The 25,553-nt window shown below is 57.2% G+C and carries 22 protein-coding genes, 1 pseudogene and 1 CRISPR repeat array; of the genes and pseudogenes, 16 read left to right on the forward strand and 7 right to left on the reverse strand.

Going from position 1 to position 25,553, the window contains the following annotated elements; genetic code table 11:
* From ACVWZG_RS11590 to cobW, 3 genes and pseudogenes are all read left to right on the forward strand, one after another.
* Positions 1 to 94, forward strand: a pseudogene (locus tag ACVWZG_RS11590) (photosystem II protein D2); the annotation flags it as partial.
* 187 nt (positions 95 to 281) lie between these two features.
* Positions 282 to 1,661 (forward strand): photosystem II reaction center protein CP43, encoded by a 1,380-nt coding sequence (psbC, locus tag ACVWZG_RS11595; RefSeq protein WP_369791763.1) that lies wholly within the window; start codon positions 282 to 284, stop codon positions 1,659 to 1,661.
* A gap of 131 nt (positions 1,662 to 1,792) precedes the next feature.
* Complete coding sequence (gene cobW / locus ACVWZG_RS11600) at positions 1,793 to 2,851, forward strand: cobalamin biosynthesis protein CobW (protein ID WP_414342924.1); 1,059 nt, start codon at positions 1,793 to 1,795, stop codon at positions 2,849 to 2,851.
* A 103-nt stretch (positions 2,852 to 2,954) separates the two neighbouring features.
* Here the strand turns inward: cobW and ACVWZG_RS11605 are convergent, their stop codons facing one another.
* The gene (locus ACVWZG_RS11605; protein ID WP_457407148.1) at positions 2,955 to 3,911 is read right to left on the reverse strand and encodes an NAD-dependent epimerase/dehydratase family protein; all 957 of its coding nucleotides are present in this window, start codon (positions 3,909 to 3,911) and stop codon (positions 2,955 to 2,957) included.
* Between the two features lie 221 nt (positions 3,912 to 4,132).
* On the opposite strand from ACVWZG_RS11605, the gene ACVWZG_RS11610 reads away from it, so the two are divergent.
* Positions 4,133 to 5,161 (forward strand): ABC transporter permease, encoded by a 1,029-nt coding sequence (locus ACVWZG_RS11610; protein ID WP_457407150.1) that lies wholly within the window; start codon positions 4,133 to 4,135, stop codon positions 5,159 to 5,161.
* Positions 5,162 to 5,185: 24 nt separating this feature from the next.
* On the opposite strand, the gene ACVWZG_RS11615 is transcribed toward ACVWZG_RS11610, so the two are convergent.
* On the reverse strand, positions 5,186 to 6,181 hold the full coding sequence (locus ACVWZG_RS11615) for an AAA family ATPase (protein ID WP_414351630.1): 996 nt from the start codon (positions 6,179 to 6,181) through the stop codon (positions 5,186 to 5,188).
* 130 nt (positions 6,182 to 6,311) lie between these two features.
* On the opposite strand from ACVWZG_RS11615, the gene ACVWZG_RS11620 reads away from it, so the two are divergent.
* Positions 6,312 to 6,752 (forward strand): RrF2 family transcriptional regulator, encoded by a 441-nt coding sequence (locus ACVWZG_RS11620; RefSeq protein ID WP_457407190.1) that lies wholly within the window; start codon positions 6,312 to 6,314, stop codon positions 6,750 to 6,752.
* Positions 6,753 to 6,829: 77 nt separating this feature from the next.
* Positions 6,830 to 7,744, forward strand: a complete 915-nt coding sequence (locus tag ACVWZG_RS11625) for a S1 RNA-binding domain-containing protein (RefSeq protein WP_414351627.1) — start codon at positions 6,830 to 6,832, stop codon at positions 7,742 to 7,744.
* A gap of 175 nt (positions 7,745 to 7,919) precedes the next feature.
* Here the strand turns inward: ACVWZG_RS11625 and ACVWZG_RS11630 are convergent, their stop codons facing one another.
* On the reverse strand, positions 7,920 to 8,669 hold the full coding sequence (locus ACVWZG_RS11630; protein WP_414352075.1) for a Uma2 family endonuclease: 750 nt from the start codon (positions 8,667 to 8,669) through the stop codon (positions 7,920 to 7,922).
* Between the two features lie 166 nt (positions 8,670 to 8,835).
* Between ACVWZG_RS11630 and csx2 the strand changes: the two genes are divergently transcribed.
* The 10 genes from csx2 to cas2 all read left to right on the forward strand — a co-directional run bounded on the left by csx2 (position 8,836) and on the right by cas2 (position 19,907).
* Entirely contained in the window at positions 8,836 to 10,107 is a 1,272-nt protein-coding gene (gene csx2, locus ACVWZG_RS11635) for a TIGR02221 family CRISPR-associated protein (RefSeq protein ID WP_457407153.1), read from the forward strand.
* 202 nt (positions 10,108 to 10,309) lie between these two features.
* Positions 10,310 to 13,297, forward strand: a complete 2,988-nt coding sequence (cas10, locus tag ACVWZG_RS11640; RefSeq protein WP_457407154.1) for a type III-B CRISPR-associated protein Cas10/Cmr2 — start codon at positions 10,310 to 10,312, stop codon at positions 13,295 to 13,297.
* Positions 13,294 to 14,433: a type III-B CRISPR module-associated protein Cmr3 gene (locus ACVWZG_RS11645; RefSeq protein ID WP_457407156.1), complete on the forward strand. Its 1,140-nt coding sequence runs from the start codon at positions 13,294 to 13,296 to the stop codon at positions 14,431 to 14,433. The genes cas10 and ACVWZG_RS11645 overlap by 4 nt, the downstream gene beginning before the upstream one ends.
* Positions 14,434 to 14,483: 50 nt before the next feature.
* Positions 14,484 to 15,254: a type III-B CRISPR module RAMP protein Cmr4 gene (cmr4, locus tag ACVWZG_RS11650; RefSeq protein WP_457407159.1), complete on the forward strand. Its 771-nt coding sequence runs from the start codon at positions 14,484 to 14,486 to the stop codon at positions 15,252 to 15,254.
* Between the two features lie 24 nt (positions 15,255 to 15,278).
* The gene (locus ACVWZG_RS11655; protein ID WP_457407161.1) at positions 15,279 to 15,671 is read left to right on the forward strand and encodes a hypothetical protein; all 393 of its coding nucleotides are present in this window, start codon (positions 15,279 to 15,281) and stop codon (positions 15,669 to 15,671) included.
* Positions 15,671 to 16,312 carry a Uma2 family endonuclease gene (locus tag ACVWZG_RS11660; RefSeq protein WP_457407162.1) on the forward strand — a complete coding sequence of 214 codons (642 nt, stop codon included), beginning with the start codon at positions 15,671 to 15,673 and terminating at the stop codon, positions 16,310 to 16,312. Before ACVWZG_RS11655 ends, ACVWZG_RS11660 begins: the two co-directional genes overlap by 1 nt.
* Positions 16,313 to 16,342: 30 nt before the next feature.
* Positions 16,343 to 18,292: an RAMP superfamily CRISPR-associated protein gene (locus ACVWZG_RS11665; protein WP_457407164.1), complete on the forward strand. Its 1,950-nt coding sequence runs from the start codon at positions 16,343 to 16,345 to the stop codon at positions 18,290 to 18,292.
* Positions 18,293 to 18,321: 29 nt separating this feature from the next.
* On the forward strand, positions 18,322 to 18,621 hold the full coding sequence (gene csx18 / locus ACVWZG_RS11670) for a CRISPR-associated protein Csx18 (RefSeq protein WP_457407166.1): 300 nt from the start codon (positions 18,322 to 18,324) through the stop codon (positions 18,619 to 18,621).
* Between the two features lie 18 nt (positions 18,622 to 18,639).
* Positions 18,640 to 19,629 (forward strand): CRISPR-associated endonuclease Cas1, encoded by a 990-nt coding sequence (gene cas1 / locus ACVWZG_RS11675; RefSeq protein ID WP_457407168.1) that lies wholly within the window; start codon positions 18,640 to 18,642, stop codon positions 19,627 to 19,629.
* A complete protein-coding gene (gene cas2, locus ACVWZG_RS11680; RefSeq protein ID WP_414329659.1) occupies positions 19,629 to 19,907 on the forward strand; it encodes a CRISPR-associated endonuclease Cas2 in 279 nt (92 codons plus the stop codon). Before cas1 ends, cas2 begins: the two co-directional genes overlap by 1 nt.
* 251 nt (positions 19,908 to 20,158) lie before the next feature.
* Positions 20,159 to 21,630: a CRISPR direct-repeat array (repeat unit 36 nt; unit sequence GTTCCCCCTTCGGGGGGATCCCTAGAAATTGGAAAC).
* A 72-nt stretch (positions 21,631 to 21,702) separates the two neighbouring features.
* On the opposite strand, the gene ACVWZG_RS11685 is transcribed toward cas2, so the two are convergent.
* The 4 genes from ACVWZG_RS11685 to rdgB all read right to left on the reverse strand — a co-directional run bounded on the left by ACVWZG_RS11685 (position 21,703) and on the right by rdgB (position 25,518).
* The gene (locus tag ACVWZG_RS11685) at positions 21,703 to 22,704 is read right to left on the reverse strand and encodes a CHAD domain-containing protein (RefSeq protein WP_457407170.1); all 1,002 of its coding nucleotides are present in this window, start codon (positions 22,702 to 22,704) and stop codon (positions 21,703 to 21,705) included.
* Positions 22,705 to 22,901: 197 nt separating this feature from the next.
* Complete coding sequence (gene tmk / locus ACVWZG_RS11690; RefSeq protein ID WP_457407172.1) at positions 22,902 to 23,546, reverse strand: dTMP kinase; 645 nt, start codon at positions 23,544 to 23,546, stop codon at positions 22,902 to 22,904.
* Positions 23,547 to 23,568: 22 nt separating this feature from the next.
* Positions 23,569 to 24,795, reverse strand: coding sequence for a hypothetical protein (locus tag ACVWZG_RS11695; RefSeq protein WP_457407173.1), 1,227 nt, complete (start codon positions 24,793 to 24,795; stop codon positions 23,569 to 23,571).
* Between the two features lie 111 nt (positions 24,796 to 24,906).
* Entirely contained in the window at positions 24,907 to 25,518 is a 612-nt protein-coding gene (gene rdgB / locus ACVWZG_RS11700; protein WP_414357613.1) for an RdgB/HAM1 family non-canonical purine NTP pyrophosphatase, read from the reverse strand.
* Between the last annotated feature and the right edge of the window lie 35 nt (positions 25,519 to 25,553).

Genomic DNA, 25,553 nt, shown 5'->3' on the forward strand with positions numbered 1-25,553 from the left:
CGAGGGGATTCGGGCGTGGATGGCGCCGCAGGACCAGCCCCATGAGCGCTTTGAGTTCCCTGAAGAAGTCCTCCCCCGCGGCAATGCGCTCTAAACCCACTGAGCTCGCTCGACTTTAGCTGCGGTAGATCCCTAGAGATCTGCTCTGTGAGGATGAGCGCTTGCCCAAGGGATCCCCTGCCGCGGATCCCAGTGGACAGGGAGCCCAACGGCAGGCGCTCGCGTTAACTAAACTTTTTTTGGTGTCTCTTGTTCCTGACTATCATTGGAGGTTGGTCTCTGTGACCTCGACAACATTTGGTTCTGCAGTGGTGCAAGATCGCACCCAAGGCGGATTTGCCTGGTGGGCTGGGAATGCCCGCTTGATTAATCTCTCCGGTCGGCTTTTGGGCGCCCATGTGGCCCACGCTGGCCTGATCGTCTTCTGGGCGGGGGCGATGCTGCTGTTTGAGGTGGCTCACTTCACGCCGGATCGGCCTATGTATGAGCAGGGCCTGATCCTGATGCCCCACGTGGCCACTCTGGGCTGGGGGGTTGGCCCGGGGGGCGAGGTGATTGACACCTACCCCTACTTTGTCATCGGGGTGCTGCACCTGATCTCCAGCGCCGTGCTGGGGTTGGGGGGCATTTATCACGCCATTCGCGGCCCAGAAACTCTGGAGCAGTCTTTCCCCTTCTTCGGCTACGACTGGAAAGACAAGAACAAGATGACCACCATCCTGGGGATCCACCTGATCCTGTTGGGGTTGGGGGCTTTCCTATTGGTGGCCAAGGCCATGTGGTTTGGCGGTGTCTATGACACCTGGGCTCCAGGGGGTGGCGATGTGCGGGTAATTACCAACCCCACCTTGAACCCCGCTGTGATCTTCGGCTACCTGTTTAAATCTCCTTTTGGTGGGGAAGGCTGGATCATCAGCGTCGACAACATGGAGGATGTGATCGGCGGCCACATCTACATTGGCATCATCTGCATTGCCGGTGGGATCTGGCACATCCTCACCAAGCCCTTCGGTTGGGCCCGCCGCGCCTTCATCTGGTCTGGGGAGGCCTATCTCTCCTACAGCTTGGCGGCGGTTTCCCTGATGAGCTTCATTGCCACTTGCTACATTTGGTTCAACAACACCGTTTACCCGAGCGAGTTCTACGGCCCCACTGGCCCAGAAGCATCTCAGGCTCAGGCTCTCACCTTCATCGTGCGCGACCAGCGCCTGGGGGCGAACATTGGCCAAGCCCAAGGTCCCACCGGTCTGGGTAAATACCTGATGCGCTCCCCCACGGGCGAGATCATCTTCGGCGGCGAGACGATGCGCTTCTGGGATGTGCGGGCTCCCTGGAAAGAGCCGCTGCTGGGCCCCAATGGGTTGGATCTGGATAAGCTGAAAAACGACATTCAGCCCTGGCAAGCCCGCCGTGCAGTGGAGTACATGACCCATGCGCCGCTGGGATCCCTGAACTCGGTGGGGGGTGTGGCTACTGAAATCAACACGGTGAACTTCACCAGCCCGCGCACCTGGTTGGCTGCTCACAACTTCATCTTCGGCTTCCTGTTCTTTGTCGGCCACCTGTGGCATGCCGGTCGCGCTCGCGCTGCCGCTGCTGGCTTTGAGAAAGGGATCAGCCGCGAGAACGAGCCGGTTTACCGGATGAAGCCGATCCGATAAGGGCATAAGTCCCTCTGGAATGTACCTTTGGCCCCCCTTGCCGGGGGCCTTTTTTTGGGCATCCCCCCCTCAAGGATTGGCAGAAAGAAAGTTTGGGGTGGAAACTGAAGAGCACCGAGTCATCAGAGCAGATGCACAAGATCCCTGTTACCGTCATCACCGGATTTCTGGGATCCGGCAAGACCACGGTGATCCGTCACCTTTTGCTCAACAACCAGGGCCGCCGCATTGCCGTGTTGGTTAACGAGTTTGGCGAAGTGGGCATCGACGGCGAGTTGCTGCGGGATTGCCAACTGTGTGAGGGGGAGGGATCCATCCCCATTCTGGAGCTGGCCAACGGCTGTCTCTGCTGCACGGTGCAGGAGGAGTTTTTGCCCACCATGGAAGCTCTGTTGCAGCGGCGGGCGGAGCTAGACTGCATTTTGATTGAAACCTCAGGACTGGCCTTGCCCAAGCCGCTCGTGCAGGCTTTCCGCTGGCCCACCATTCGTACAGGCGCCACGGTGGATGCGGTGATTACGGTGGTGGATGGTCAGGCTCTGGCCTCCGGGCAACTGGTGGGGGATCCGGCGGCCCTGGAGGCGCAGCGGCAGGCTGACGAAAGTTTGGACCATGAGACTCCGCTTGAGGAATTGTTTGAGGATCAGTTGAGTTGTGCCGATTTGGTGGTGCTCACCAAGGTGGATCAGATTACCCAAGAGGAGCAAGCTCGGGTGGAAAGCTGGCTGCGGCACCACTTGCGCCCTGAGGTTCAAATCCTCCCTTGTGAGCGGGGGCAGGTTCCCCCAGAAGTGCTCTTGGGCTTTAATGCAGCGGTGGAAGACCAGCTCGAGCGCCGCCCCAGCCACCACGATCACGGGGAGGAGCATGAGCACGAAGCTTTTGAGTCTTTCTACCTCAGCTTGGAGGGAGGTTATGAGCCGGGATCCCTGGTGGCTCAGCTACGCCAGTTGGCCCAAGAGGAATGTCTTTACCGGATAAAAGGGTTTGTGGCCGTCCCCTACAAGCCGATGCGCCTGGTGCTGCAGGGGGTGGGATCCCGATTTGAAACCTACTACGACCGCCCCTGGCGACCCCAGGAGCCGCGCTTGACCCGACTGGTGCTGATTGGGCAAAACCTCAACCGCGAGCGCATTGCCGCCCAGCTCCAGGCCTTGGCCATCAGAGAAACGGTGGCCCCCACCGGCTGATCCCTGTCGGAGGCGAGTGGGATCCCTTGGGTCCTCGGCTCTCATCCCCCCGTCCCAGAGGGAAAGGAAGCAGCGTCCAGTTCTACTGTTACTCAAAGGTGGTCTAGAGGTAGGTATCCAAAAGAGAGGCCACGGTGGGGAAGTGGCAGCGCAAACCCAGGGTTTCTGGGGAAATGGCCGGGTAAACAAAATGGCGCTGGCGCAGACAGAACTCATCCCAGGCTGAAAGCCGCACCCGAAATAGAAAGGCCAAGCCGCGAACGAGAGCCGGGGGCAGAGGCACTCGGAAATAGATCCGTTTTTTGAAATAAGCACACATCTGTTCCACACATTCATCCCAGGAGAGGGGGGGATTGCCCAACACCCAATCGCCGCCACCAGGCAGATGGGCCACCCAATAGGCCACCATCTCGGCCACATCGGCAGCGTGGATAAAGTGGAAGCTGGCATCCACCCGCAAAAAGCGGATCAGATCCAGCCAGCGGAGAACGTCCTTGAGGCCGGCAGTGATGTGGGAGTAGGGGTGGTGGGGGCTGCCGCCAAAGAGCAGGGTGGGATAAAGGGTGAGCAGGTGCTCCGGCCAGAAGCCGCTTTCCTGCCGCCGCAGCAGCATCTCGTACTTGCTGCGGATGTAGTCGGTGCCGGCCCGTCCGGCAATGGCCAAAGGCTCCAGGTCCTGGTTCAAAAGGCTGGCCGTGGAAAAGTAGATCACCTGCTGACAGCGCTCCGGATCCAACAACTGAAAGAGCTCCAGGGTGTGGGTAACATTCACGGCCCAAGCCAGGGCGGGATCCCCCCAAGCCGCTGCCATGTGGATCAGCCCATCCATCTGGCGCAGCAGAGCGGCGTGTTCCCGGATGCGCAGGAGATCGCCGGGTACTAGGGTGATAGGGGCGGGCAGCCGTTCTAGGGGCAGCCGCAGGCGGCTGGTCTCGCGGATGAGAACGTACAGGTGGTAGGCGGGCCGCTCAGGAAAATCGGGATCCCTTTGCTGGGCCAGGCGCTCCAACACATAGTGCCCCAGGCAGCCGCTAGCGCCGGTAAGAAACAGGTTTCGCAAGAGGTCTTCCCAACGGGACTCGATGAAAAAAGCTTCTGACTAGTGTACCGCCTCAGCTTCTGTCTGCCGGACTGCCTGAGCCCTCAATTCCCCTGCAAGAGAGCCGCTCGACTGGGCAAACTTCAGCAGGGATCCCACACTGGAAATCTGGCCGCAAGGATGTCAGCATAGTTTGACAAGAATCCAACTCAAAGAGCATATCCGAATATCCATCTGCATCTGTGGCTGTAACCTCTTCTCCGCCTTCCCGTTCCCGCGCTTTTGGCCTTTGGCCGCCGCTGGCCTTGGTTTTGCAGCGGCTGACCCAAGCGGTGCCGGTGCTGCTGTTGATCACGGTGCTCAGCTTTTTGCTCTTGCAGCTGGCCCCCGGAGATTTTTTGGATCCCTTGCGGGCGGATCCCAGTGTCAGCCAGGAGTTTATTGCCCAAGAGGAAGCGCGGCTGGGGTTGGATAAGCCCTTGGTTTGGCAGTACTTGACCTGGCTGGGCAACCTGCTGCAAGGGGATTTCGGGGTGAGCTACACCTATCGCGTGCCGGTAGCACAGCTCATCCTCTCCCGCGCCGGCGCTACCTTGCTGTTGGCGGTGTCCTCTGTGGTGCTGACTTGGCTGGTCGCCATTCCCCTAGGGATCCTGGGGGCGCTGCGGCAGAACACCCCCCTGGATCGGGCGTTGCAGTTGCTCAGCTACCTGGGCCAGGCCATGCCCAGCTTCGTGCTGGCCATTTTGCTGCTAATTGTGGCCCAAAACGTGAGCTGGCTGCCGGTAGGGGGGATGACCAGTGTTTATTTTGCCGAGCTTAGTTTGGGGGAAAAGTTGCTGGATCTGGGCCGCCACCTGCTCCTGCCCACGCTGGCCCTGAGCATCACCAGCTTTGCCGGGCTGCAGCGGATTACGCGCGGCAATTTCTTGGATGTGCTGCGGCAGGAATACATCCAGGCGGCGCGGTCCCGTGGGATCCCAGAGTGGCGGGTGATCTGGTTGCACGCGCTGCGCAACGCCGTCAACCCCTTGATCACGATCTTGGGCTTTGAGTTTGCCAATCTGCTCAGCGGCTCTTTTATTGCCGAGTTTTTCTTCAATTGGCCGGGGCTGGGCAAGCTGCTCTTGGAGGCTGTTCAAAGTTTCGACATCAATGTGGTGATGGCGGGGCTTCTGCTGGGGGCCGTGATGCTCATTCTGGGCAATTTGTTGGCCGATTTGCTCCTGATGTGGGTGGATCCCCGGATCCGACCCGACTCACTGCTGTAGTCAACCATTGCTGCTACGGATCCCTCAAACAGGCGGCTCAATTGTGGAGACAATATCCCGAATCACCGCCTCAGCCTCTTGCCGTCGGTTGCCGGCCATCTCTCCCGACCCGGCCAGAGAAACCCGATGGGTCAGTACCGGCACGAACAGTGCTTGCAGATCTTCTGGTAGACAAAAGCTGCGCCCCTTCACCAGCGCCTGAGCCCGTGCTGCCCGCGCCAAGGCCAGGGCTCCACGGGTGGATACCCCCGCCCGCAGCAGCTTGGACACGCGAGTGGCCTGCACCACCTGCAGAAGATAGTCCGCCAGGGATCCATCCAAATACACCTGATCCACCGCCGACTGAATCTCCCGCAACTCCATCAGGGAGAGAACCGGCTGCAGATCATCCACCGGCTCGGCCTGTTGCCGTTGCAACAGCAAGGCTCGCTCTACCTCAGGGCTGGGGTAGCCAATCGACAGCCGCACCAAAAACCGATCCAACTGGCTTTCTGGGAGGGGATAGGTGCCGTGGTACTCCAAAGGATTTTGGGTGGCCAACACCATAAATGGGCTGGGCAGCGGGTAGGTGCGATCGTCCAGCGAAACCTGCTTTTCCGCCATTGCCTCGAGCAGAGCACTCTGGGTGCGGGGCGAGGTGCGGTTGATTTCATCCGCCAAGACCACGTGGGCAAAAATGGGGCCGGGACGAAATTCAAAATCCCCTTTTTCTTTGTTGAAAAGGGTGAGGCCAAGGATATCTGTCGGCAATAGGTCGCTGGTAAATTGAATCCGCTGAAACTTGGCTCCCAAACTGTGGGCGATGGCCCGCGCCAAAGTGGTCTTGCCTACACCGGGCACATCTTCAAGCAAAACATGACCTTCCGCAACCAAGGCCGTGACCACCGCCTGCACCACCTGCGATTTGCCCTGAAACACGGATTCGATATTGGCAATCAGCTTGCCAATCTGTTGGTGCAAGGTTTGTAATCGCTCCGCTGGGATCCGTGCTGAACCAGACCGGGTGCTGACACTCGCCATAAACCATTCCCAAAGGGGCCTATTCCACCTTACAGGCTGGATCCCATTGCCAGCTCAGGGCGGGATCCCGCTAAACCCCAGTGAAAAACCGGAGTATCATAGACCTAAGCCCTCCACAAGGATGGATATCTTGGAACTGTCTTACAAAAGTGAATATGCTCTCCTGGCCCTTCTGGAATTGGCCCAGCACTACAGCGATGGCCAGGTGCTGCGGATTAAAGAAATTGCGGCTCATCAGTCCATACCCGACCGCTACTTGGAGCAATTGCTGGCCACCTTGCGCAGACAGGGGTTGGTGCGCAGCCAACGGGGATCCAAGGGAGGCTACTTCCTGGCCCGAGCGCCCTGGCAGATCTCGCTGTGGGACATTATTCAGGCCATCGAGGGGGAAGATCTCACCCGCTCCCGCGACTTGCCCTCGGGCGATCTCACCCCAGAGCGGGAAGTGCTCCTGAAGGCCTGGCAAGATGCCCAAGCTGCGGCGGTAGCCATTCTCCAGAAGACCACCCTACAAGACCTCTGCGACCGGCAGGCACAACAGCAACAGGCTCGGCTCATGTACTACATCTAGGCCAGAGGCTGGAGCTGGGATCCCTGGCAAGTTTTGGGTTATCCTGAAACCCACTGCTTTTTGAATTGAGCCCTTCCATGACCGTTCGCTCTTCTCGCTCTCAGGCTGCCGATACGTTTTCCGCGGAAGATTTTGCCCAGGCTTTAGACAAGCAAAACCTCAGCTTCCAACCGGGGCAGGTGGTGCAAGGCCGCATCTTCCAACATCAGAACGATGGCGCTCTGGTGGATATTGGCGGCAAATCCCCGGCCTTTTTGCCCCTCAAGGAAGCAGGGATCCGCCCAGGGGAAGATTTGAGTGCGCTCTTTCCTTTAAAGACAGAAGCCGAGTTTCTCATCCTGCGGGAAGATGCAGAAGGACAAATTGTGCTCTCGGCGCGGCGGCTGAGGCTGAAGCGGCTTTGGGAAGAGCTGGCCCAGAAGCAAGCCAACGGCCAGACGGTAACCGTTCCAGTGATCGCCACCAACAAAGGGGGGGTGGTGGTGGATGTGCAGGGGCTGCGCGGCTTCATTCCCCGCTCCCACCTCAGCCAACGGGAAAGTCTGGAGGAGTTGGTGGGGCAATCCTTGACAGCAAGCTTTATCGAGGTGAACCCAGAAGCCAACAAGCTGGTGCTCTCCCAAAGGGCGGCTGTAAAGTCCGAGAACCTGAGCCGCTACACCAGTGGCCAAGTGGTGGAAGGCAAAGTCAGCGGACTAAAACCCTTCGGTGTGTTTGTGGACTTGGAAGAAGGGGTAACCGGGCTGTTGCACATCAAGCAGGTCAGCCAAAGTTTTGTAGCCTCGCTACCGGATTTGTTCAAACCAGGCCAACGCATCAAAGCTGTTGTCATCGATGTGGATGAGGCCAAGGGACGGATGGCCCTCTCCCTGCGGGTGCTGGAAAAGCATCCGGGCGAGGTGCTGGAGCAGCTGGACAGGGTTATGGAGGAGGCCGAAGAGCGGGCCGGTAAACTCAAGGGGAGAATAACATCCGACGGCCAAGTCATCTGATCCCATCTCTGCCTCGAGTTCGGATGCAAAACCTGCAGAGGGAAAGCAAGACGCCTTACGGCAATCAGAGGAAAATCATTCCGTGACCGTGGACATCGTGTCCATGACCGTGGAGTCTGCCGGATGCTCTCTTTCTGGAACTAACTCTGATTATCGTGGGCTCGCTAGGTACCTCCTAAGGGATCCGGGCTTGAGCGAATACATCTTGAGGGATCACCTTTAGACCCGGCAGGAAATCATCTTGAATGGCTTGGGATCCCGTAAAGGTGCGCGGCGGGGCATCGGGATAGAAGACGGTGATGCTCTTGGCTTGGGGATCCACCACCCAAACCCTGGGGATCCCAGCTTCTAGATAATCGGTTGCCTTCTGAGCTATGGCTCCAAAACTCTGGCCAGGAGAAAGGATCTCGATCACCAACTCGGGAATGGCAAAACAAGGTTCATCGGTCATGGCCTCAACTGGCAATCGCTCGTTGGAGATGTAGGTGAGGTCGGGAATCGGGATCCAGGGCTCTGCCTTTCGTGTTAAAACAACTGCCCACTCAGTATGTGCTGACCCAGGCTTAGGACACTCAGGGCTAGAGCACCAGTCCTCCAAAATTTGCCACAACACCGGTTGGAGACGAGCATGGAAGCGTTTTGGCGACATGGGTTCGTTTTTGGAGACGGCCCGCCCATCGACTAGCTCATAGACAATATCCCCCTCCGGCAAGGCCAGAAACTGTTCGGGAGTTAGCTTTTGACCTGAAATGGACAACTCTGGAGTCGATAGCATCACAGGATCCCCGTTGTTTAGGATGGCCGAATCTCTGTCTAGGCTAGCTCTGACATCCCCCACCTTCACCGTTTTGAAACAGTTGTCGAGCAGGGATCCAAATCCAGCGGCAAGATGGCTCCACTCAATTTTGGGGGTAGAGATCCCCATCTTTCTGGCACCGGCTGAGCAGAGGATGCCACTTTTCGGGAGAGGATAGGGCAACATTCAACCCAGAACCCTCTCCAGGCAACTTGAGAAGGGGGGGCTTCCAAGCTGCAGTAGCTTGAAGATGCCCGTGCTTCAATGCTTGAAAGCCGTCATCGAGAGGATCCCTATGGCTAATACCCTTTTGACCACTCTAGGCACCAGCCCCTACAGCGAGACGGTGTATGTTTTTGGGGAGCGGAAAGCCGATAGAACCCGTTATGTTGCCAAAGCCCTCTGTCAGCTCTTTGACATCGAGAGGGTGATTGTGCTGCTAACCCAAGAAGCACATGACACCCATTGGAAGCATCTACAGGACTGCCTACCCCCCCACGTGGAGAAAATTGCCAAGGCCATTCCTGAAGGGAAAACCGAGGCAGAGACCTGGCAGATCTTCGACGTGCTGGTCGATAGCATCGAGCCCCATACGCGGCTGGTTTTCGATATCACCCACGCCTTTCGCTCCATCCCCGTGCTGGTGCTCTTGGGAGCTGCCCTTTTGCGCAAGGCCAAAAATGTAGAGATTCAGGGTCTCTACTATGGTCTGTACCGCTCTGGCCAAGCGGAAACCCCCATTATCGATCTCACCCCCGCCCTTCGTCTTTTGGATTGGCTGACGGCTACCGACAAATTCATCAGCACCGGCTCGGCGCTGGAGTTGGGTCAACTTTTGGATACGGTTCAACGGGACTTTTACCGCCGACAAAAGTCTGGCAAAGGGGATCCCAGACCTACTCGGCTGCAGAACTTTGGCCAAGCCATCCGCAATATCTCTCGTTCCCTGGAGCTGGTAAGACCGGTCAGCCTTTTGGAGGATGACTTGCTTAGGTTGCAAAGGCACTCCACCCAGGAGTTGGCAGAAGAGGTGGGCCAATTTGCCAAGCCCTTTGGCTTGCTGTTGCAAAGCATTCAAGACAGCTACAGCCAACTGGCTTTGCCAGCAGACAGAGCTACGGATGCCAAGGCTCAAGTTCAAAAGCAATTTCAACTGCTGCGCTGGTATGTGGAGAAACGCTTCACCACGCAGGCAATTCTCTTAGCTCGGGAGTGGGTGATCTCGGCCCTCTGCTTGTGTGAGGGGCTGCCCAACTACCGCCAGCGGGAAGCGCGGCAGGAGATCGAACACCAACTGGGATCCCTCATTCCACGGGAAGACCAGCCCCAGGCGCCTCCTGACATTGCTGCCCATGTTCCCGATGTGCAGAAACTTGCCAACCTCTGGTCTCGCCTCAGCCAGTACCGCAACGATGTTGCCCATGTGCAGATGAATCCAAACCCTTTGAACAGCGAAGCTCTAGAAAGCTTTGTTTTGCAAGACCTGCTGCCTGGCCTGGAAGAGCTGTTTCCCAAATTGACCTGGGCAGAAGGGAAGTTGGAAGGGGATCTTTCCACTTCTCCGTAGGCTAAAGACATCGGTTCGCCCTCAGGTTCTGGGTTTTTGGTCAAACAACGGCTATTGAGAAATACTGAAGAAAACTGAGGGCTGGCCGGGATCAGATCGATTTTGTTTTGTAGCTTCTGTAGCCACGACATCGGGTGGCTACCGGGGTTTTGTTCCTTGTTCGAGGAGTTCCTAACTGTTCTGTTTCTCCAGCGAAAACACCATGTCTTACTACTGGCAAGCTAAGCTCTGGGGTCTGTTACATGATCCCGCCCTCAAAGCCCTACACGACAGGACTGGCCGCTCCAAGGAAGGGCCGTGGGCCAAACTGGCAGCGATGCAGGGATGGTCTTCTCCCAAAGCCGAGGGATCCTCTCCCATAGGCGATGCCGATCTCATCGCCTCGGCCAGCGACCGGGCTGCCATTGGCCATTTGCCTGTAGCCATCGACTACCAGGTTGAGGATCGCGGCCAGGGGTTAGGCTCTGGACTGGAGATGAGCCATCTGCTCTCCGGGCGCAAGCGCTTTTGGCAATTGGCCGATGACCAACACCAAGCCCTCAAGGATGCCCGCTCCCGTGCAGACTACCTGATGGAACGGGAGGAGAGCGCCATCCCCGATTGGGTTTGGCAAGAGGAGGATCCCCAAAAAGTGTTTTGGTGGTTTTGGCGGTGCTTTCCCCAGGCCATTTGTCAGGAGTTTGGGGATGAGAGCTTGCTGCTATTGCCGGCAGAAACCCGGCTTCCAGACGGATCCCTGTGGAGCCACGCCAGCGTCACCGCAGCCTTGGCCGGATGTTTGGCCGGCTACGACGAGCCCAAGTTCGCGCGTCCCTTCTTGGTGAGCTTTACCTTCAACCCCATCCAGGAGCTGATCAAAGCCAGCCGCAAAATGCGAGACTTCTGGGCTGGCTCCTGGCTGCTGCACTACCTTTCTGCTCGCATAAGTTGGCGACTAGCTGAAAAATACGGTCCCGACTGCCTACTCTACCCCAGCCTCTATGGCCAGCCATTAATCGACTACTGGCTGCGGGAGAAGTACCCCGAATTTGAAGAATGGATCCCTCAGCCTTCGCCTGACGCCCTGCTCACCGCCGGTTTTCCCAACGTGCTCCTGCTGCTGTTGCCGGAAGACCGGGTGCAAGCGGCCATGCAGATGGCGCAGCAGACCCTCAAGGAAGAATGGAAGCAGTTGGCCCAGAGGGTGCTGGATCACCTGCAGGCGGATCGCCGCTGGCTGAGGCAGTTGCACCCAGAGGATCCCTCCTGGGGAGGGTGGCTAGAGCACCAGTGGCAGCACTACTGGGCAGCCGTGCCCTTGGGATCCCCGGCTCACTCTCTCAAGGATACCGGCATCCTTAGACCCCCTCATGTTTCCATTGATGCGGATCCCTGGGTCAGTGCCCAAAACCGCACCTATCACCTAGAGGCCAAGCAAAAGCTCTTTGCTGATGAGGAGCTGGAGTTCTTGCGAGTTAGCTTCTGGGATCCCCAAAGACAACAGCGCCGCCAATACAAGGCCGGACTCAACGTGGGATCTTGGTGGGCAGCCGCAGTGGAGCAAAGTCGGCGGCTACAAGCCGCTTGTAAGCAGGCCCGCGATTGGCAGCTCCCCGTTGCGTTTGGGCCGCGCAGCACCGTTTCGGGCTTGGGGCCGGTGGTGCATCCCTCACCGCGGCAGGGGTGGATAACAGAAGGGGAGAGTCGGCGGCTTTGGCAACGGCAGGCCGGGCTCTTCGATGGCCGGGAACAGCTCAATGCCACCGAAACCCTCAAGCGGGGCTTGTACAAAGTGCTGCCGGAGCTCTTCCGCGAGCTGGATGAAGACCAGATTGCCGCTTCCTACCCGGATCTCACCGCTGGCGTAGCCGGCTACCTCAAAACCCAAGGGCGACGGGAACGAGAGCACTTCGAGCAGGCCTGTCAGGCAGTGGAGGCCCGCTACCCGGAGGTCAGAGGGGTGCTGCGGGAAATGCGGGGCAAATGGGGGATCCCGTGGGCCGACCGGCAGAACCTGCGCTACCATCCCCGTCTGCTCAATGCCGGTTGGCTGGTGGAAGACCTGGAGCTGGACGAGGAAACGCAAAGAAGCTACCGGCAGGACATCGAGACGCTTCTAGGCCGCTACTACCCCAGCGTTAACCCCGCCAGTTGGTACATGCTGGCTGCCGGGGATGGGGACGACATGGGCAAATGGCTCAGGGGCGAGAAGATGAAATCCTACTACGACTATCTGCCTCAACCCCTACAGCGGCTGGCCAACGGGCAAACGGAAGCCATTGGCGAGGTTTTTGGCAAGGACAAGGAGGAGCTGGAGCAAGTCAAAGACGCTTTTCAGAAGTTTGTCAAAAACAGCCGCAAGCGCATGGGGCCTGCCACCCACAGCGCCCTAAGCCGCGCCCTGCTGGATTTTTCCGGCCAGTTGGTGCCCTACCTAACAGAGCAACGCTATGCAGGCAAGCTCATCTACGCCGGTGGGGACGACGTTTTGGCCTACACCAACCTCTGGGAGTGGGATGGCTGGCTGTGGGATATTCGCCAGTGTTTCCGGGGGGGAGAGGATGACTGGCGGGAGTTTGAGAACCTGGGGGACTACTGGCAGTGGAAAAAAGGGCGGCCTCCCGAAGGTTTGAGCCGGCGCCCCCTCTTTACCCTGGGATCCGCAGCCACCATCAGCTTCGGCGTGGTGATTGCCCATCACTCGGTGCCTCTGGCCATTGCCCTGGAAAACCTTTGGCAGGCGGAAGAAGAAGCCAAGGGCCACCTCTATGCCCATGGCTGCCCCAAAGACAGCGTGCAGGTGCGGGTGCTGTTTGCCAATGGCAACCAACTGGTGAGCACCTGCAAATTCGACACGTTCGACAAGTGGAAAGACCTCCTTGATTTTGACTGGAAGCTCATGGGCCAGCAGCAGGATCAAAGCTCTTTGTTTGAACAAGCGGCCCAGCTTTGGGAGCAACACCCAGCTCCGAGCCTAGAGGCAGTGCGCGAGTGGGCCCGGTTGTTCTGCAGCCGCCGGGATCTCTTCAAACAGGAATCGAAGCAGAAAGAGCACTTCCAGAACAAGCTTGTGGAGTTTATCCAGCATTTTTGGCAGCACAGCCTACCCGCCCAGCCCCAGGAGTGGGATCTGGAGATCAAAAACTGGTTCAAGTTGGCAGCTTTTGTGCTGCGCAACCGCACCGTGAAATTGGGGAGGAACGGCCGATGAGTTGGTTTACCCTATCACCCTTGGATGTGTGGATGTTTCGAGATGCTAAGCCCTTTGCCCCGGGAGAGCGGGCCTGGGCCAATAGCAGCTTTCCCCCCAGTGGCCACACCTTGGCCGGGGCTGTTCAAGCCTACCTGGGCCAGCCGATGACGCTGCGGCTGCGGGGCCCCTTTCTCTGCCATGACGAAAGGCTCTATTTCCCTGCCCCTTTGCACCTGGAAGACGGATCCCCCCTTGTCCCTGTGCCTTGGTTGGACGAGACGGATCCCTACTTCCATTGCCACTGGGATCCCACCCGGCCAGCCCCGTTGGTGTCCCTGAGGCCAGCAGAGGAGGAACCCGAACGCAGCCAGAGCAGCAAGAAGAAAAAAACAGGAGGCTACCTGCCCTTCGAGGTGGTGCAAAAGGCGCTGGAAGGCAAAGGCTGGGATCTCAGCCAGGCCGTCAAGCCACCGCTGAAGTGTGAAGTGCGGCCCCACAACACCCTGCAGGTGAGCAAGCGGCAAGTGCGAGAAGCCGATGGCTACTTTGTGGAGACCTGTATCCGTCTTCAGCCGGGCTGGAGTTTGGCCCTTTCCATCGAGTGCTGGGATCCAGATGGCGAAGCCTGGGATCCCTTGCCCCTGCAGCAAGAAGTGGTTGTGCGGCTGGGGGGAGAAGGCCACGGTGCCTTGCTAGCCCCTTGTCCGAAGTTGCAGGCGCAGTGGCAGCAGTTGCAGGACCTTTCTCAGGCCGCCTTTTGCCAAGCCCGACGCGCTTTGGCCTACTTAGCGACCCCAGGTGTGTTCATCAAAAAGGTGGACGGGCGTTCCCTATGCCGTGCCTGGCCGTGGGAATGGCGATTGGCCACTCCCCATCCTGCTCACTCCCTCACCGGCCCCCTGGTGAGCGTGGCCACCGGCAAGCCCGTTGCCATCAGTGGACGCCTGCGGGTGGATCGCCCCCCAGAGCAGCGGCAGATGAGCCTGCCCGCCCCCCAAGTTTTTGCCGCGCCCCCTGGCAGTATCTACTACCTGGAGCAGCCGGCCCCCCTCAACCAAGAAGAGCCGGAGCTGGAAGATGGCCGGCTCAACGTCTTCCACCGCTGGCGGCTTTTGGGCTACAGCGAATTGCTTTGGCTCCGTTGGGTCGACTGACCGTAGGTGTTTGAAGTTCTGTTTCAAAGTTGATGAAGGAGTGTTTTCCTATGGCTTTTCACGTAGTCTATCTCACCTTGTTGACCCCTCTGCACACTGGCGGCACCACCCAAGAAGGGAACCTCTTGGGGATTGCCCGCGAATCCCACACCCATTTGCCCTACATCCCTTCCAGCACCATTCGGGGCAGGTTGCGGGCCAGCGTGGCCGATAAAGACAAAAAATTTGAGCTCTTTGGCAACGAAATTGGGGAGGGGGATCAGCTGACCCAGGGATCCATTTGGATTGGAGATGGCTCCTTGCTTTGGATCCCGGTGCCCTCCCTCAGCCACGGGGTGGTGTGGATAAGCTGCCCGCTTCTGCTCAAGCGCTGGCTGCGGCTAACAGGCCAGAGTCTGCCAGTGCCGGATCCCTATAGCACCAACTTGGGAACAAACCAGCCTATCTACCTCAAAGATGCCATTCTCAAAGAGAGTCTTCGACAATGGTCGGAATGGAAGAGCTACACCAAAGATCCTAATATCAGTCGCGTGATTGTTTTACCAGATCAGCACTGTGCCACCCTCATTCAAATGAGCCTGTGGCGGCAGGTGAAAGTCAAGCTTAGCGAGCACAAGGTTGTGGAAGGAGGCTTCCGCTATGAAGAGGCCATTCCTCCTGACAGCTTGATGTACTTTACCTGGGGGGTTACCGCCCAAGCAAATGGCAGTTCTGAAGAGGCAATGAAAGAGTTTCGAGATCTGCTGCAATCCAACCAGATTATGCAGATTGGCGGCCAGGAAAGCTTGGGCCGAGGCTTTGTGGAGCTGTCTTTGAACTAGATCTCAACCTAGGAGGGAGGTTTTATGAATAGCTTTGACCCGCGTACATTGGCCAAGCCCGTTTACGAATCCCTGTGCCAGCTCAGAGCGCAAACCAGGGATCCAGAAAGGCTAAAAGAGCAAAAAAACCAGGCTGTGGAGCTCTACACCTATCTTTCTACTTGGGGCCTGCTGCGCCTCAAGGCCGAAGAAGACGCCCTTAGCCAAGAGGGCAAAAAAGAGGTGGTCAAGGAGTTTTTCGATTGCCTAGAAAAGATCTCCGGTCAAAACGAAATTGCCAAATCCAACGGCCTGGATCGTCTCATGGGGTTGGGAGTTGAAGAGTACCTGGGCTTAACAGGGCTGGGACTTGCTTTGGCACAAGAATTCAGCTTCTGGGCTACAGCCATTTACCATGACGTTAGCGGGGGGGAATAATGAGCGTAGCCATTCCAATCCAGTCTATTTCCCTGTATGAAGGAAGCCAAGTGGTTATCCATTCGCTGACTTGGCAAGACTTTGAGAGCATTTTGGAGGAGTTAGGGGAAGACCGCAACACTCGCGTTGCCTATTACAACGGCACTTTAGAGATTATGTCTCCCTTATCCAAACACGAGCGCCCTCACCGCATTGCCGGATACATTGTCTCAGCCATTCTCGATTCTCAAGGGAGAGACTGGGAAGACTTTGGCTCAACAACCCTTAAAAAGTCTGGCAGTGCTGGGGTGGAGCCTGACACCTGCTTTTATGTCCATCACCTAGAGCAGGTGCGAGGGTGTGAGGGAAGGATCGATGTCGATCTGTTGCCTCCGCCTGATCTGGCCATTGAGTCCGACGTTACTTCCCGGACCTTTATCGATGCCTATAAAGCTATTGGCGTGCCGGAAGTTTGGCTCTTGGGTGAGCGAAGTTTGCGGATATTTATTCTGCAGGGAGAAGACTACGTAGAATCGAGCTGCAGCCGGCTTTTTCCAGACTTCGACATCTCCAGTCTTGTACCTCAACTTATTCGACGCGCCTTAGAAATTGGCACCAGCGCTATGTTGCGCGAATTTCGGGAAACGCTTCGCAATTCCTAATACTGCTTTCCAGCTTTAGGAGAAGATCAAATGCCTAGCAATCGTCCTGCCAACGCTCCACAACCCCTTCCCCGTCCCGGAGGCTCGCCCCAGCAGCGGGATCCCAGCCGTCTGCCAAGTTCAGGAAGTCGAGGAGGAGGCCATCCCCCCAATCAGAGAGGGGGGAGTGGTGGTGGAGGGGGCGGCAACCATTCCCAACCTTCTCCCTGGTTAGGACATCCCTCGGATCCCAGTCCCAACCCAGATCCGACGGCGAGCTTTATTGAATATCTGCGCTGGATGAGAGCTCCAGCAACTCCTTTCAAAGACGGAACCAAAGTCGATCTGGTGCACCAAGTAGAAGCAAAGGCAAACTACGGAGCGCGCCTGCAAGTTCTAAATGCTCGCATCAAACGCATTGCCGGAGAAGAAAACACTTTTCAGGTCACCTGTCCCTGGCGAATTCGGGTGGGTGGAGCCAAAGGCCCGGAAAGCATGCTGCTGCCCGCTTTTGATCACTTGGGGATCCCCTACATTCCCAGCTCCACCTTGCGGGGGGTAGCCCGCACCCAGGCTATTCGAGAGTTGATGCGGAAGCGCAATCTGTCTTGGAAAGAGGCGGATAAAGCAGTGGCACCCTGGCTTGGGCACCTGGAAGCTGAGGATAAAGATAGTGCTGGCAAGGTGATCTTTTTGGATGCCTACCCTGTGCCGACCAAGACTCAAAAACAAGGGGATCCTGATAATTCCAAAACAGGAGGTCTAGCTGTTGATATTGCCAATAACGTTTGGAGATGGAATGGCAACAGCTTGGAATATAAAGCAAATCCCAATGTCTTTTTCTCTCTCAAACAGGCCACGTTTTTAATCGGGATCCGCAAAGGCCCAGGCTGCACCGACGAGATGTTAGCCCAAGTGAAAGAATGGCTCATCCGCGGGCTGGAGCAAGGAGTGGGATCCCAAGTCAATACCGGCTACGGTCGGCTGATTCAAACTGGCAAAACTCTATCTCAATATAAGGGAGAATTCTTGCGGCTGCCTTTTGAGCTGGAGGGTCAGTTGATCCACGGGCGGCAAGTGGTCAACTGGAGATCTGATAAGAACCGGTATGACAACAAATCAATTGCCGAAGTCCGACCGGTAGCCTTTAAGAACATGCTGCGCTACTGGTTTCGAACCTTTGCCCTGGGTGTTTTGCCCGTGAAGCAGGTGCAGGAATGGGAGGGGCAACTTTTTGGGGCCATCACTCCCCAGCAAAAACATGGCTGGATCCATGTGGATCTTTTGAAGGGGCGAGTAACTCAACCAGAGCCGGAACCCAACCAAGCTGGACAGCAAGAAGGGATCCTCATTCTCAGCCTTTCTGAGGAGTGCCACAACCATGCTTCAAAGGAGAAGCAGGAAGCGGTGCAAAAGCTCTTTCGGAATCTGACCTGGATGCTGTTTCACCTGGGAGGTATTGGCCAGGGGGCAAGAAGGCCCTGCTACTCTCGCCAAGACCGCGGTAGAGCTCCTTGGTGGCGCGGATCCACCCTCATTCCCAACTCCGAAGATTCATTTTGGAATCTGCCAGAGTCGGTAGAGGAATTCCAGAAACTCTTTCAGAAGCGGCTGCGGGGCTTTTTTGAAGCACTCCAGGTTTTGACTGGGCAGGCCATTGATCCCAGCAATCCCAAGAGCTTTGGTCAGGTCAGCAAAGAAAAAGAAAAGTGTCCTGAAGCTGTGGATGCCCATTGCAGGATTGTAGTCTGCAGCGGCCCAGAAGAGTTTAGTAAGCCCTATGCTTTGGCTGTTTTGCACAAGGTAGGCAAGATAGCGCCAGGAAAATACGACAAGTTTCTCTGCGGCGACACAGGCACGCCGTCCCCTGTCTGGATTGCAGATTTGGATGACTATCAGGTGGTTACCGTTTTTGGGGCAACGGTGAATCCTAGGAAAAGTTATCTTGAACAGCTCAGGAAAAATGCTGATGATTTTGGAATAATCTGGCCCTTGAAGTAGAGATCTTGGAGAATCTCTGGAGGAATAAAATGTCCAAAAAGAGGATCAATGCCAAAGTTCTTAGAAACCTTGTTACAGCTGTGGTCAACGGCTCGATCACGCTGGCCATCCTGCTAATTGCTCCCTTGGGATTGGCAGCTGTGATTACCAATACCGTTCTTGTCATGATTGCCAGCTTCTTTTCGGGCAGTCTGGCCGAGATCGTGATGGATTTCTTGTCAAGTCCTGAAATTGATGTTGAGATTTTACCGGAGCGTGGCCGCTCTAAACCCGGCAATGCCATAGAGCAGAGGCGAGGCGCTGAAGATCTGCGTCGTCATGACGAATAATGCGAACTTTAACGAATAATGCGAACTTTATATGTCTCTCAGCAGGGGTGTAGGCTTAGCCTTAAGCAAGAGTTCGTAATGGTCTATTTGGGCGAGTCGCTCTTGCAGGAGGTGCCTCTACCCTTGCTGGAACAGGTTTTTATCTTTGGCCGATCCCAGGTCACCACAGACGTAGTGAGAGCGTGCCTGAGGCGGAATATTCCTATTGCCTATCTCTCGCGGCTGGGCTACTGCTACGGTCGCCTTATTCCCATTGCAAGGGGCTACCGCCGCTTAGCTCATTTGCAACAAGCGCTCCCTGAAGAATGGCGATTGCAAACAGCAGCCCAGATGGTGCGAGCCAAGCTGCTCAATAGCCGGGTGCTGCTGATGAGACAGCTCAGGCAACGCCCCACTGAAACAGGGGATCTGACCCTGCGCAGTCTGGAACATTTGGCTGCTCAAGCTCTTGAGGCCAAGTCTCTAGATCAATTGCGGGGCATTGAAGGAGCGGCTGCGGCTCTGTATTTCCCGGAATTGGGAAATTGCCTTCAGCAAAGGGGCTTTGTTTTGCTTAACCGCACTCGACAGCCGCCCACTAACCCGGTTAATGCCATGCTCAGCTTTGGCTACATGGTGCTCTGGAACCATCTATTAACCCTGATTGAGCTGCAAGATTTGGATCCCTATCAGGGTTGCTTGCACGCTAGCAGTGAACGCCATGCTGCTCTGGTTTCGGACTTACTGGAAGAATTTCGGGCGCCTATTGTAGATTCAATAGTCCTCTGGCTGATCAACAAGGGCATTATGAACATCGAAGAAGACTTTGAGTATCGCGATGGTGGCTGTTTTCTAAGTGATAGTGGCAGGAAAAAGTACCTTACAGCTTTCATCCAAAGAATGGAGGGATCCATCCAGACCCCTGACGGAGATCAACCCCGCTGGGATCTGCTAACGCAGCAAGTTAAAAAGTTTAAGCAATCCGTCTATAATCCTCAAGATTTGTACCAGCCCTACCGGATTCGCTGATGTTTCTTTATGTTGTTACCTACGATACTCCCTGCGACAAGCGACGCAAGAAAATTGCCGACCTGCTAGAAGGCTACGGCAAGCGCGTGCAATACAGCGTGTTTGAGTGCGTCCTCGACAAAGACAAGTTCGAGGAGCTCAAACTGCGGCTCCGCAAGAAGATCAAGCCCGAGGAAGACAGCGTCCGCTTCTATCCGCTCACTAGCTATGTCCTCGCCCAGGTGGAAATCTGGGGTGGGCCTGCCCTGACTGCACCCCCCAGCTCGGTCATTGTGTAGCTCAGGCAAGTCTCTTCCTACTTAAGCACTCGGTGTTTCCAAAAGCACACTCAAACGGTATCAACGCCTGCGCGAGCGATCCGCCAAAAGCCGCAAAGGCCGATTCTTTCGTCCGATCCCTCGACGCCTTGCGCCACAAGGCTTTCCGGCCCCAAAGCCCCCTCGCCAGCACCCTTTTTGCCGACTTTTTTCCGGATCCCTCGCAAATGGGTCTTGCATTCCTTGCCCTGCTTGGGTTTAATAGGGGTGGAGTTCCCCCTTCGGGGGGATCCCTAGAAATTGGAAACGACTTCTAGGAGTCGCGTAGAAGTACAGCTCATCAGACGTTCCCCCTTCGGGGGGATCCCTAGAAATTGGAAACGCTACCCAGGTAGTTCCTTCTCCTGCCATAGAATCGTCTTTAACGGTTCCCCCTTCGGGGGGATCCCTAGAAATTGGAAACTAACGTACTAAGGAAGCGGGTATCTTGGACATAACTAGTTCCCCCTTCGGGGGGATCCCTAGAAATTGGAAACAGAAAGGCCTACCTGGCACCTCCCGATTTCCTCGATCGGTTTGTTCCCCCTTCGGGGGGATCCCTAGAAATTGGAAACGCCTTTGACAGAAATTTCTACGATGTGGAATATCTGGTCCTGTTCCCCCTTCGGGGGGATCCCTAGAAATTGGAAACTTGATAGGTACTTTTCCTATCTTTGGTAGCTTGATACTGTTCCCCCTTCGGGGGGATCCCTAGAAATTGGAAACGAGGCGGCAGCACAGTCAAAGGTTTTGGGAGGATCGTTCCCCCTTCCGGGGGATCCCTAGAAATTGGAAACATCCCCGTGCAGTAGCGTTCCGTCCACTCCAACAACCAGTTCCCCCTTCGGGGGGATCCCTAGAAATTGGAAACCAGAAGAAGCGCGGCGGGTGGCAGAAGAGTCGCAACGGGCGGGTTCCCCCTTCGGGGGGATCCCTAGAAATTGGAAACTTTAGTCTCCAGCGCTTAGCATGTACAGTCAACTCGACGTTCCCCCTTCGGGGGGATCCCTAGAAATTGGAAACGCGGCAGATCTGGCGATAGAAAAGCAGGTCAAAAGGGATGTTCCCCCTTCGGGGGGATCCCTAGAAATTGGAAACTCTCCGAGGTGGATAACACCTGGGGGTTCCATTCGTTTTATGTTCCCCCTTCGGGGGGATCCCTAGAAATTGGAAACTGCAGTAGGGATACTGCACCGATGGGACAGGACCATTCGGGGTTCCCCCTTCGGGGGGATCCCTAGAAATTGGAAACCTCCCTTACACGGGCTACAAAACCACCTTAGTCAGGTTCCTATAAGTTCCCCCTTCGGGGGGATCCCTAGAAATTGGAAACGCGAACGCATTTTGCGTTCACTTCCTTCGCCCGGATGTTCCCCCTTCGGGGGGATCCCTAGAAATTGGAAACATTTTTAGAAAAGGCAGTATTGTGTTAGCTGCCTGAAGGTTCCCCCTTCGGGGGGATCCCTAGAAATTGGAAACAGGCGCATACTCCCTTAAACAGGGTACGAAAGCACCTGTTCCCCCTTCGGGGGGATCCCTAGAAATTGGAAACCGCCGGGTCATTCTGACCCAGGTCTGCTTTTGAAAGTTCCAGTTCCCCCTTCGGGGGGATCCCTAGAAATTGGAAACTGCCATAAATCTCCCATTCGACAAAGTCGATAACGATACCGTTCCCCCTTCGGGGGGATCCCTAGAAATTGGAAACCCTATAGCCACAAAAAATCCCCCGCCAATAAGGCGGGGTTTTTCCTTCGGGGGGATCTATAGAATTGGAAACCTAGGGATCCCCAGTTGGAAAGAAATTGGAAACAGAGAAAAGATTAGAGTAAAGCCGGTGCTGCTCGGCAGAGGCCAGGCAGCGCTGTTGGTGCTCAGGCCACTCCTGGAGGGCTAGTTTTTGTTGTTCCTGGAGAAGGGTTTGTAGGTCTGAGTCTGCAGGCAGCTCGCCTTGCAAAACCTGCAAATCGTTAAAGCGGCCCAGTTGATCCTGCAAGCACTTCAGGGTTGCTATCCAATCTTGCATGGTTTCCCCGTAAAAGGGCGCAAAAAACTCCACCTGATAGCGCAGCCGTTTGGTGGCCTTGCGCAGCTCGTGCAGTTGCTCAGCCTGGGCTTCCGTTTCGGGGAAAGCAGGGATCCGCCAGCCTGGCTGCAGCAGCCACTGGGCCAGCAGGGGAGTCAGCAAGTGGGGCAAGCTTTCCGGCAAAGGCAGCTCCGCCTGGGGCTTATAGCGGGGGTGAGCCAGCCACTGCTCGCAGGCAGCTTGAAACGCCAGGAAGTCAGCATCTTCAAGAATGCGGCGGGAGCGTTTCTCGGCTTGGGTTCGACGTTGCTGCAGATCTTGTTTTAGCTTCTCCAGTTCTGCCTGCTGGGCTGCCGGGATCCCTTCCCAGCAAGGTTCCTGCAGGATTTCCAGCAGCACGTCCAGATCCCGTTGCTTGCCCAAAGCACTGGCCAGCTTTTGCAGGCGTTTGGGCTTGAGAGGCTTGGGCAGCCGGACGGATCCCTGAAACACCTGCACCCAAGTGCCAATACGGCGCAAGGTCACCCGGATTTGGTGGAGAGATTCTGCCGCCTCTGGATGCTGAGCCAGAACTCGCCTTACGTGTTTCTGCAGCCGCTGCCATTGCTGGCTCAACAGCTGGTGGGCCCAGGCGGCCACGGTTGGCAAGGGCGCAGATGAGGGCAAGGTCAAGTGCAAGGACTCCGTCCCGCTGACGCGAAAGGACTCCGTCCCGCTGGCGCGATCGGTTTTCAGCTCAGCAGCAACAGCGTCCACAGCCAGTCTCCTCTACCCAAAACGAGAACCAAGAGAGCAGCAGGCTCTTTTCACATAGGTCATCCAGAATAGCTTGAGGTTACCCCCGCCTCTTCCTTTTTAACCTAATCTTAACCTTGGTAAACCGAGCAGGCTGTGGCCAGGGAAACTGTCGCGAGCTTTGGCCTGTCGCGCCATTCCCGTCAGCGGAACAGAGTCTAGGGCTCCCGGCCTGCTGTCGCAAGTGGTAGGCGGGGTTCGACCACTGACCAGAGGCGGGCAGCCACCTCCAGGGGGGATCCCTGGGCTGAAATGCGGACAATCCGCTGGGGTTCTGCGGCAGCCAGAGCCTGGAACCCTTGGTAGACGCGGCGGTGGAACTCCAGGTGTTCTTGTTCGAGCTTGTCGCAAGACCCTGTTCGCGCCAGCGGGCCGGAGGCCTTCCGCGCCAGCCCCACCTCTGGGGGGAGATCCAGCCACAGGGTGAGGTGCGGCTGTAGACCGCCGGTGGCCAAGTGGTTGAGCTGGCGGATCTTCTCCAGGTCCAGCCCCCGACCGTACCCCTGGTAGGCCAGGGTGGAATCGGTAAAGCGGTCGCAAACCACCACCTGCCCTGCCGCCAGAGCCGGCGCGATGACTTTGCTCACGTGTTCAGCCCGATCCGCCGCGTACAGGAGCAACTCCGCCAGAGGGCTAAAGGGATCCCCGTGCAGCAACAGCTCCCGCAGCGTTTTGCCCAGCGCCGTGCCCCCCGGCTCGCGGGTACACAGGCAAGCGTAGCCTTCTTGGCGCAGCCGCTCAACCAAGAGGGCCTGTTGGGTGGTTTTGCCCACCCCTTCCCCGCCTTCTAGGGTGATGAACACACCGTCATCCTCTGCAGGAGGGTTAGCGCAGGTTGAGTTGGGGCTGCAAATTAAAGGAGTGCCCCGGCACCATCACGTAGACGTCGGGGATGTTGGTGGGCTCCAGGCTTTGCAGGGCTAACCCTTCGATGTTGGAGCGCAGGGCGTTGTTGATGGTGGCTTCCAGTTGGGACAAAACCTGCGCCTCGTTGCCCTGAGCGGCCAAGCCAGGAAACTGGCTGTACACGGCGCGCGCCAAGCTGCTGGCCAAGGGGAGCTGGATCAGGGTGAGGTTGGATCCCCCCAGCTGGGGGCCCAAGGTGTTGGCCCGGCCGCGGATGCCCAAAGCTTGGAGGGCATTGGCCGTTTGGCTGACGGGGATGGTGCAAGTATCCATCTTGTAGATGGGCACCGAAGCCATGGTCAGAGCAGAAACGCTGGTCAGTTGCACCACAGTAAAGGAGGCAGTGCCGTTGTAGGCAAAGCAAAAATCGCGAAAGGCTGCGGGCACATTGGCAGCGCGGATGGGGCGCTCATCGTCAAAGCCGCCCGACTCGGAGAAGATGTTGCGGATAGCGAATCCCCCGAAGAAGGCCAGCAGGGCCACCACCAGCAGGATCGTCAGCTCGGAGGAGGAGACCCCCCCGCTGGAGCTGCCGCCTCGCCCACCACCGCCATATCCCCCACCGCCAACATAGCCGGAGGTGTAGCCGTAAGCCGCGGAACGGCTGTAGTCGCTGCGGTAGCCGGATTCCCCCCGGCCAGCAAAGGACTCCGTCCCGCTACCGCGAAAGGCAGAGGAACGAGCGGATCCGTCGTAACCTCGGCTGCCGGAGACAGAACGGCGGGGAACTAGCGCTTGCCCAGGGCGCTCACCAGCTTTGGGGGATCCCGCAGCGGCTTTCTGCCCCCCCTTTTCGCTGTCAACACGAGACCCCTCGTCTCGGCCAGTCTGGGGGGAGCGGTTGGAAGGGCGAGAAGTGGCCCCTTGCGCGGACTCCCTGTAGCTATCCCGCCCATTCTCCAAGGACTCCGTCCCGCTACCGCGAACGTCCAGCCAATCTTCTGCGCCTGCAAAGGTTGAGCCCTCTTCCGGCAAAGGGGGTGGAGAACGACGACCTTGGCGCTCCCTTCCTTCACCAGAGTTTGCAACCGAGGAGACCGCGGCTTCCTCACCGGCAGAATCTGGAGCATAGCGGCTGGGATCGGGGGCAGCAGTCCGTTCCGCTGCTGCAATGGGATCTTGATCCTCAAACTCAGAAAAACCCATAGTTCTTCGAGCGCTCCCCTCAGCTGCCAAGGCAAGACGGCTTTCAATTTCACTCCCCCGAAGGGAAGCAACTACTGTATCCTAGCAGCTCCCCAGCCAGGACATCGGATGCTATTCCTGGGATCCAAGCCAGCCCATACGCTTCTCCAGGAGAGGCAACTGCGCTTTCAAGGCGCGCAAGGCTCGCCCTCGGTGGCCGATGGCCTCTTTTTGAGCTGGGCTCATCTCGGCAAAGGTTAGCCCCACTTCGGGCACCCAAAACAGGGGGTCATAGCCAAACCCCCCCTCTCCCCGCGGCTGGGTCAAGATCTCTCCCGAGCATACCCCTTCCACCAGGGCATGCACTACACCTTGGGGATCCACCAGGGCGATGGCGCAGTGAAAGGTGGCCCGGCGATTTGGGATCCCTTCCATTTCCCTGAGCAACCGCTCGATGCGGGCAGCATCGTTGGGGGCATAGCGAGCCGAGCGGATCCCAGGGGCACCGCCAAGGGCTTCTACCGCTAAGCCGGAATCGTCGGCAATGGCCCACTCCCCCAGAGACTTGGCCACGGCTCTGGCTTTGAGAAGGGCATTTTCGGCAAAGGTGGTGCCGGTTTCTTCCACCTCAATTTCTGAGGGCATGCGGCGCAGCTCCCAAGCAGGGGCATGGGCCTGGAAAAAGGCATTGAACTCGCGCCATTTGCCGGGGCTACTGCTGGCCAAGATCAAAGGACGGGTCATGGAAGGTTCCTACGAGTGGAAATCTGAGGAGGCGG

Source organism: Thermostichus sp. OS-CIW-33, assembly GCF_054059615.1.

Excerpts from the sequence above, each read along its gene's own strand:
- ACVWZG_RS11695 (WP_457407173.1), bottom strand. The coding sequence starts at position 24,795 with ATGGGTTTTTCTGAGTTTGAGGATCAAGATCCCATTGCAGCAGCGGAA.
- ACVWZG_RS11645 (WP_457407156.1), top strand. The coding sequence starts at position 13,294 with ATGAGTTGGTTTACCCTATCACCCTTGGATGTGTGGATGTTTCGAGAT.
- ACVWZG_RS11615 (WP_414351630.1), bottom strand. The coding sequence starts at position 6,181 with ATGGCGAGTGTCAGCACCCGGTCTGGTTCAGCACGGATCCCAGCGGAG.
- cas1 (WP_457407168.1), top strand. The coding sequence starts at position 18,640 with ATGCGAACTTTATATGTCTCTCAGCAGGGGTGTAGGCTTAGCCTTAAG.
- csx18 (WP_457407166.1), top strand. The coding sequence starts at position 18,322 with ATGTCCAAAAAGAGGATCAATGCCAAAGTTCTTAGAAACCTTGTTACA.
- ACVWZG_RS11665 (WP_457407164.1), top strand. The coding sequence starts at position 16,343 with ATGCCTAGCAATCGTCCTGCCAACGCTCCACAACCCCTTCCCCGTCCC.
- ACVWZG_RS11625 (WP_414351627.1), top strand. The coding sequence starts at position 6,830 with ATGACCGTTCGCTCTTCTCGCTCTCAGGCTGCCGATACGTTTTCCGCG.
- ACVWZG_RS11655 (WP_457407161.1), top strand. The coding sequence starts at position 15,279 with ATGAATAGCTTTGACCCGCGTACATTGGCCAAGCCCGTTTACGAATCC.
- cmr4 (WP_457407159.1), top strand. The coding sequence starts at position 14,484 with ATGGCTTTTCACGTAGTCTATCTCACCTTGTTGACCCCTCTGCACACT.
- ACVWZG_RS11630 (WP_414352075.1), bottom strand. The coding sequence starts at position 8,669 with ATGGGGATCTCTACCCCCAAAATTGAGTGGAGCCATCTTGCCGCTGGA.
- ACVWZG_RS11660 (WP_457407162.1), top strand. The coding sequence starts at position 15,671 with ATGAGCGTAGCCATTCCAATCCAGTCTATTTCCCTGTATGAAGGAAGC.
- csx2 (WP_457407153.1), top strand. The coding sequence starts at position 8,836 with ATGGCTAATACCCTTTTGACCACTCTAGGCACCAGCCCCTACAGCGAG.
- cas10 (WP_457407154.1), top strand. The coding sequence starts at position 10,310 with ATGTCTTACTACTGGCAAGCTAAGCTCTGGGGTCTGTTACATGATCCC.
- cas2 (WP_414329659.1), top strand. The coding sequence starts at position 19,629 with ATGTTTCTTTATGTTGTTACCTACGATACTCCCTGCGACAAGCGACGC.
- cobW (WP_414342924.1), top strand. The coding sequence starts at position 1,793 with ATGCACAAGATCCCTGTTACCGTCATCACCGGATTTCTGGGATCCGGC.
- rdgB (WP_414357613.1), bottom strand. The coding sequence starts at position 25,518 with ATGACCCGTCCTTTGATCTTGGCCAGCAGTAGCCCCGGCAAATGGCGC.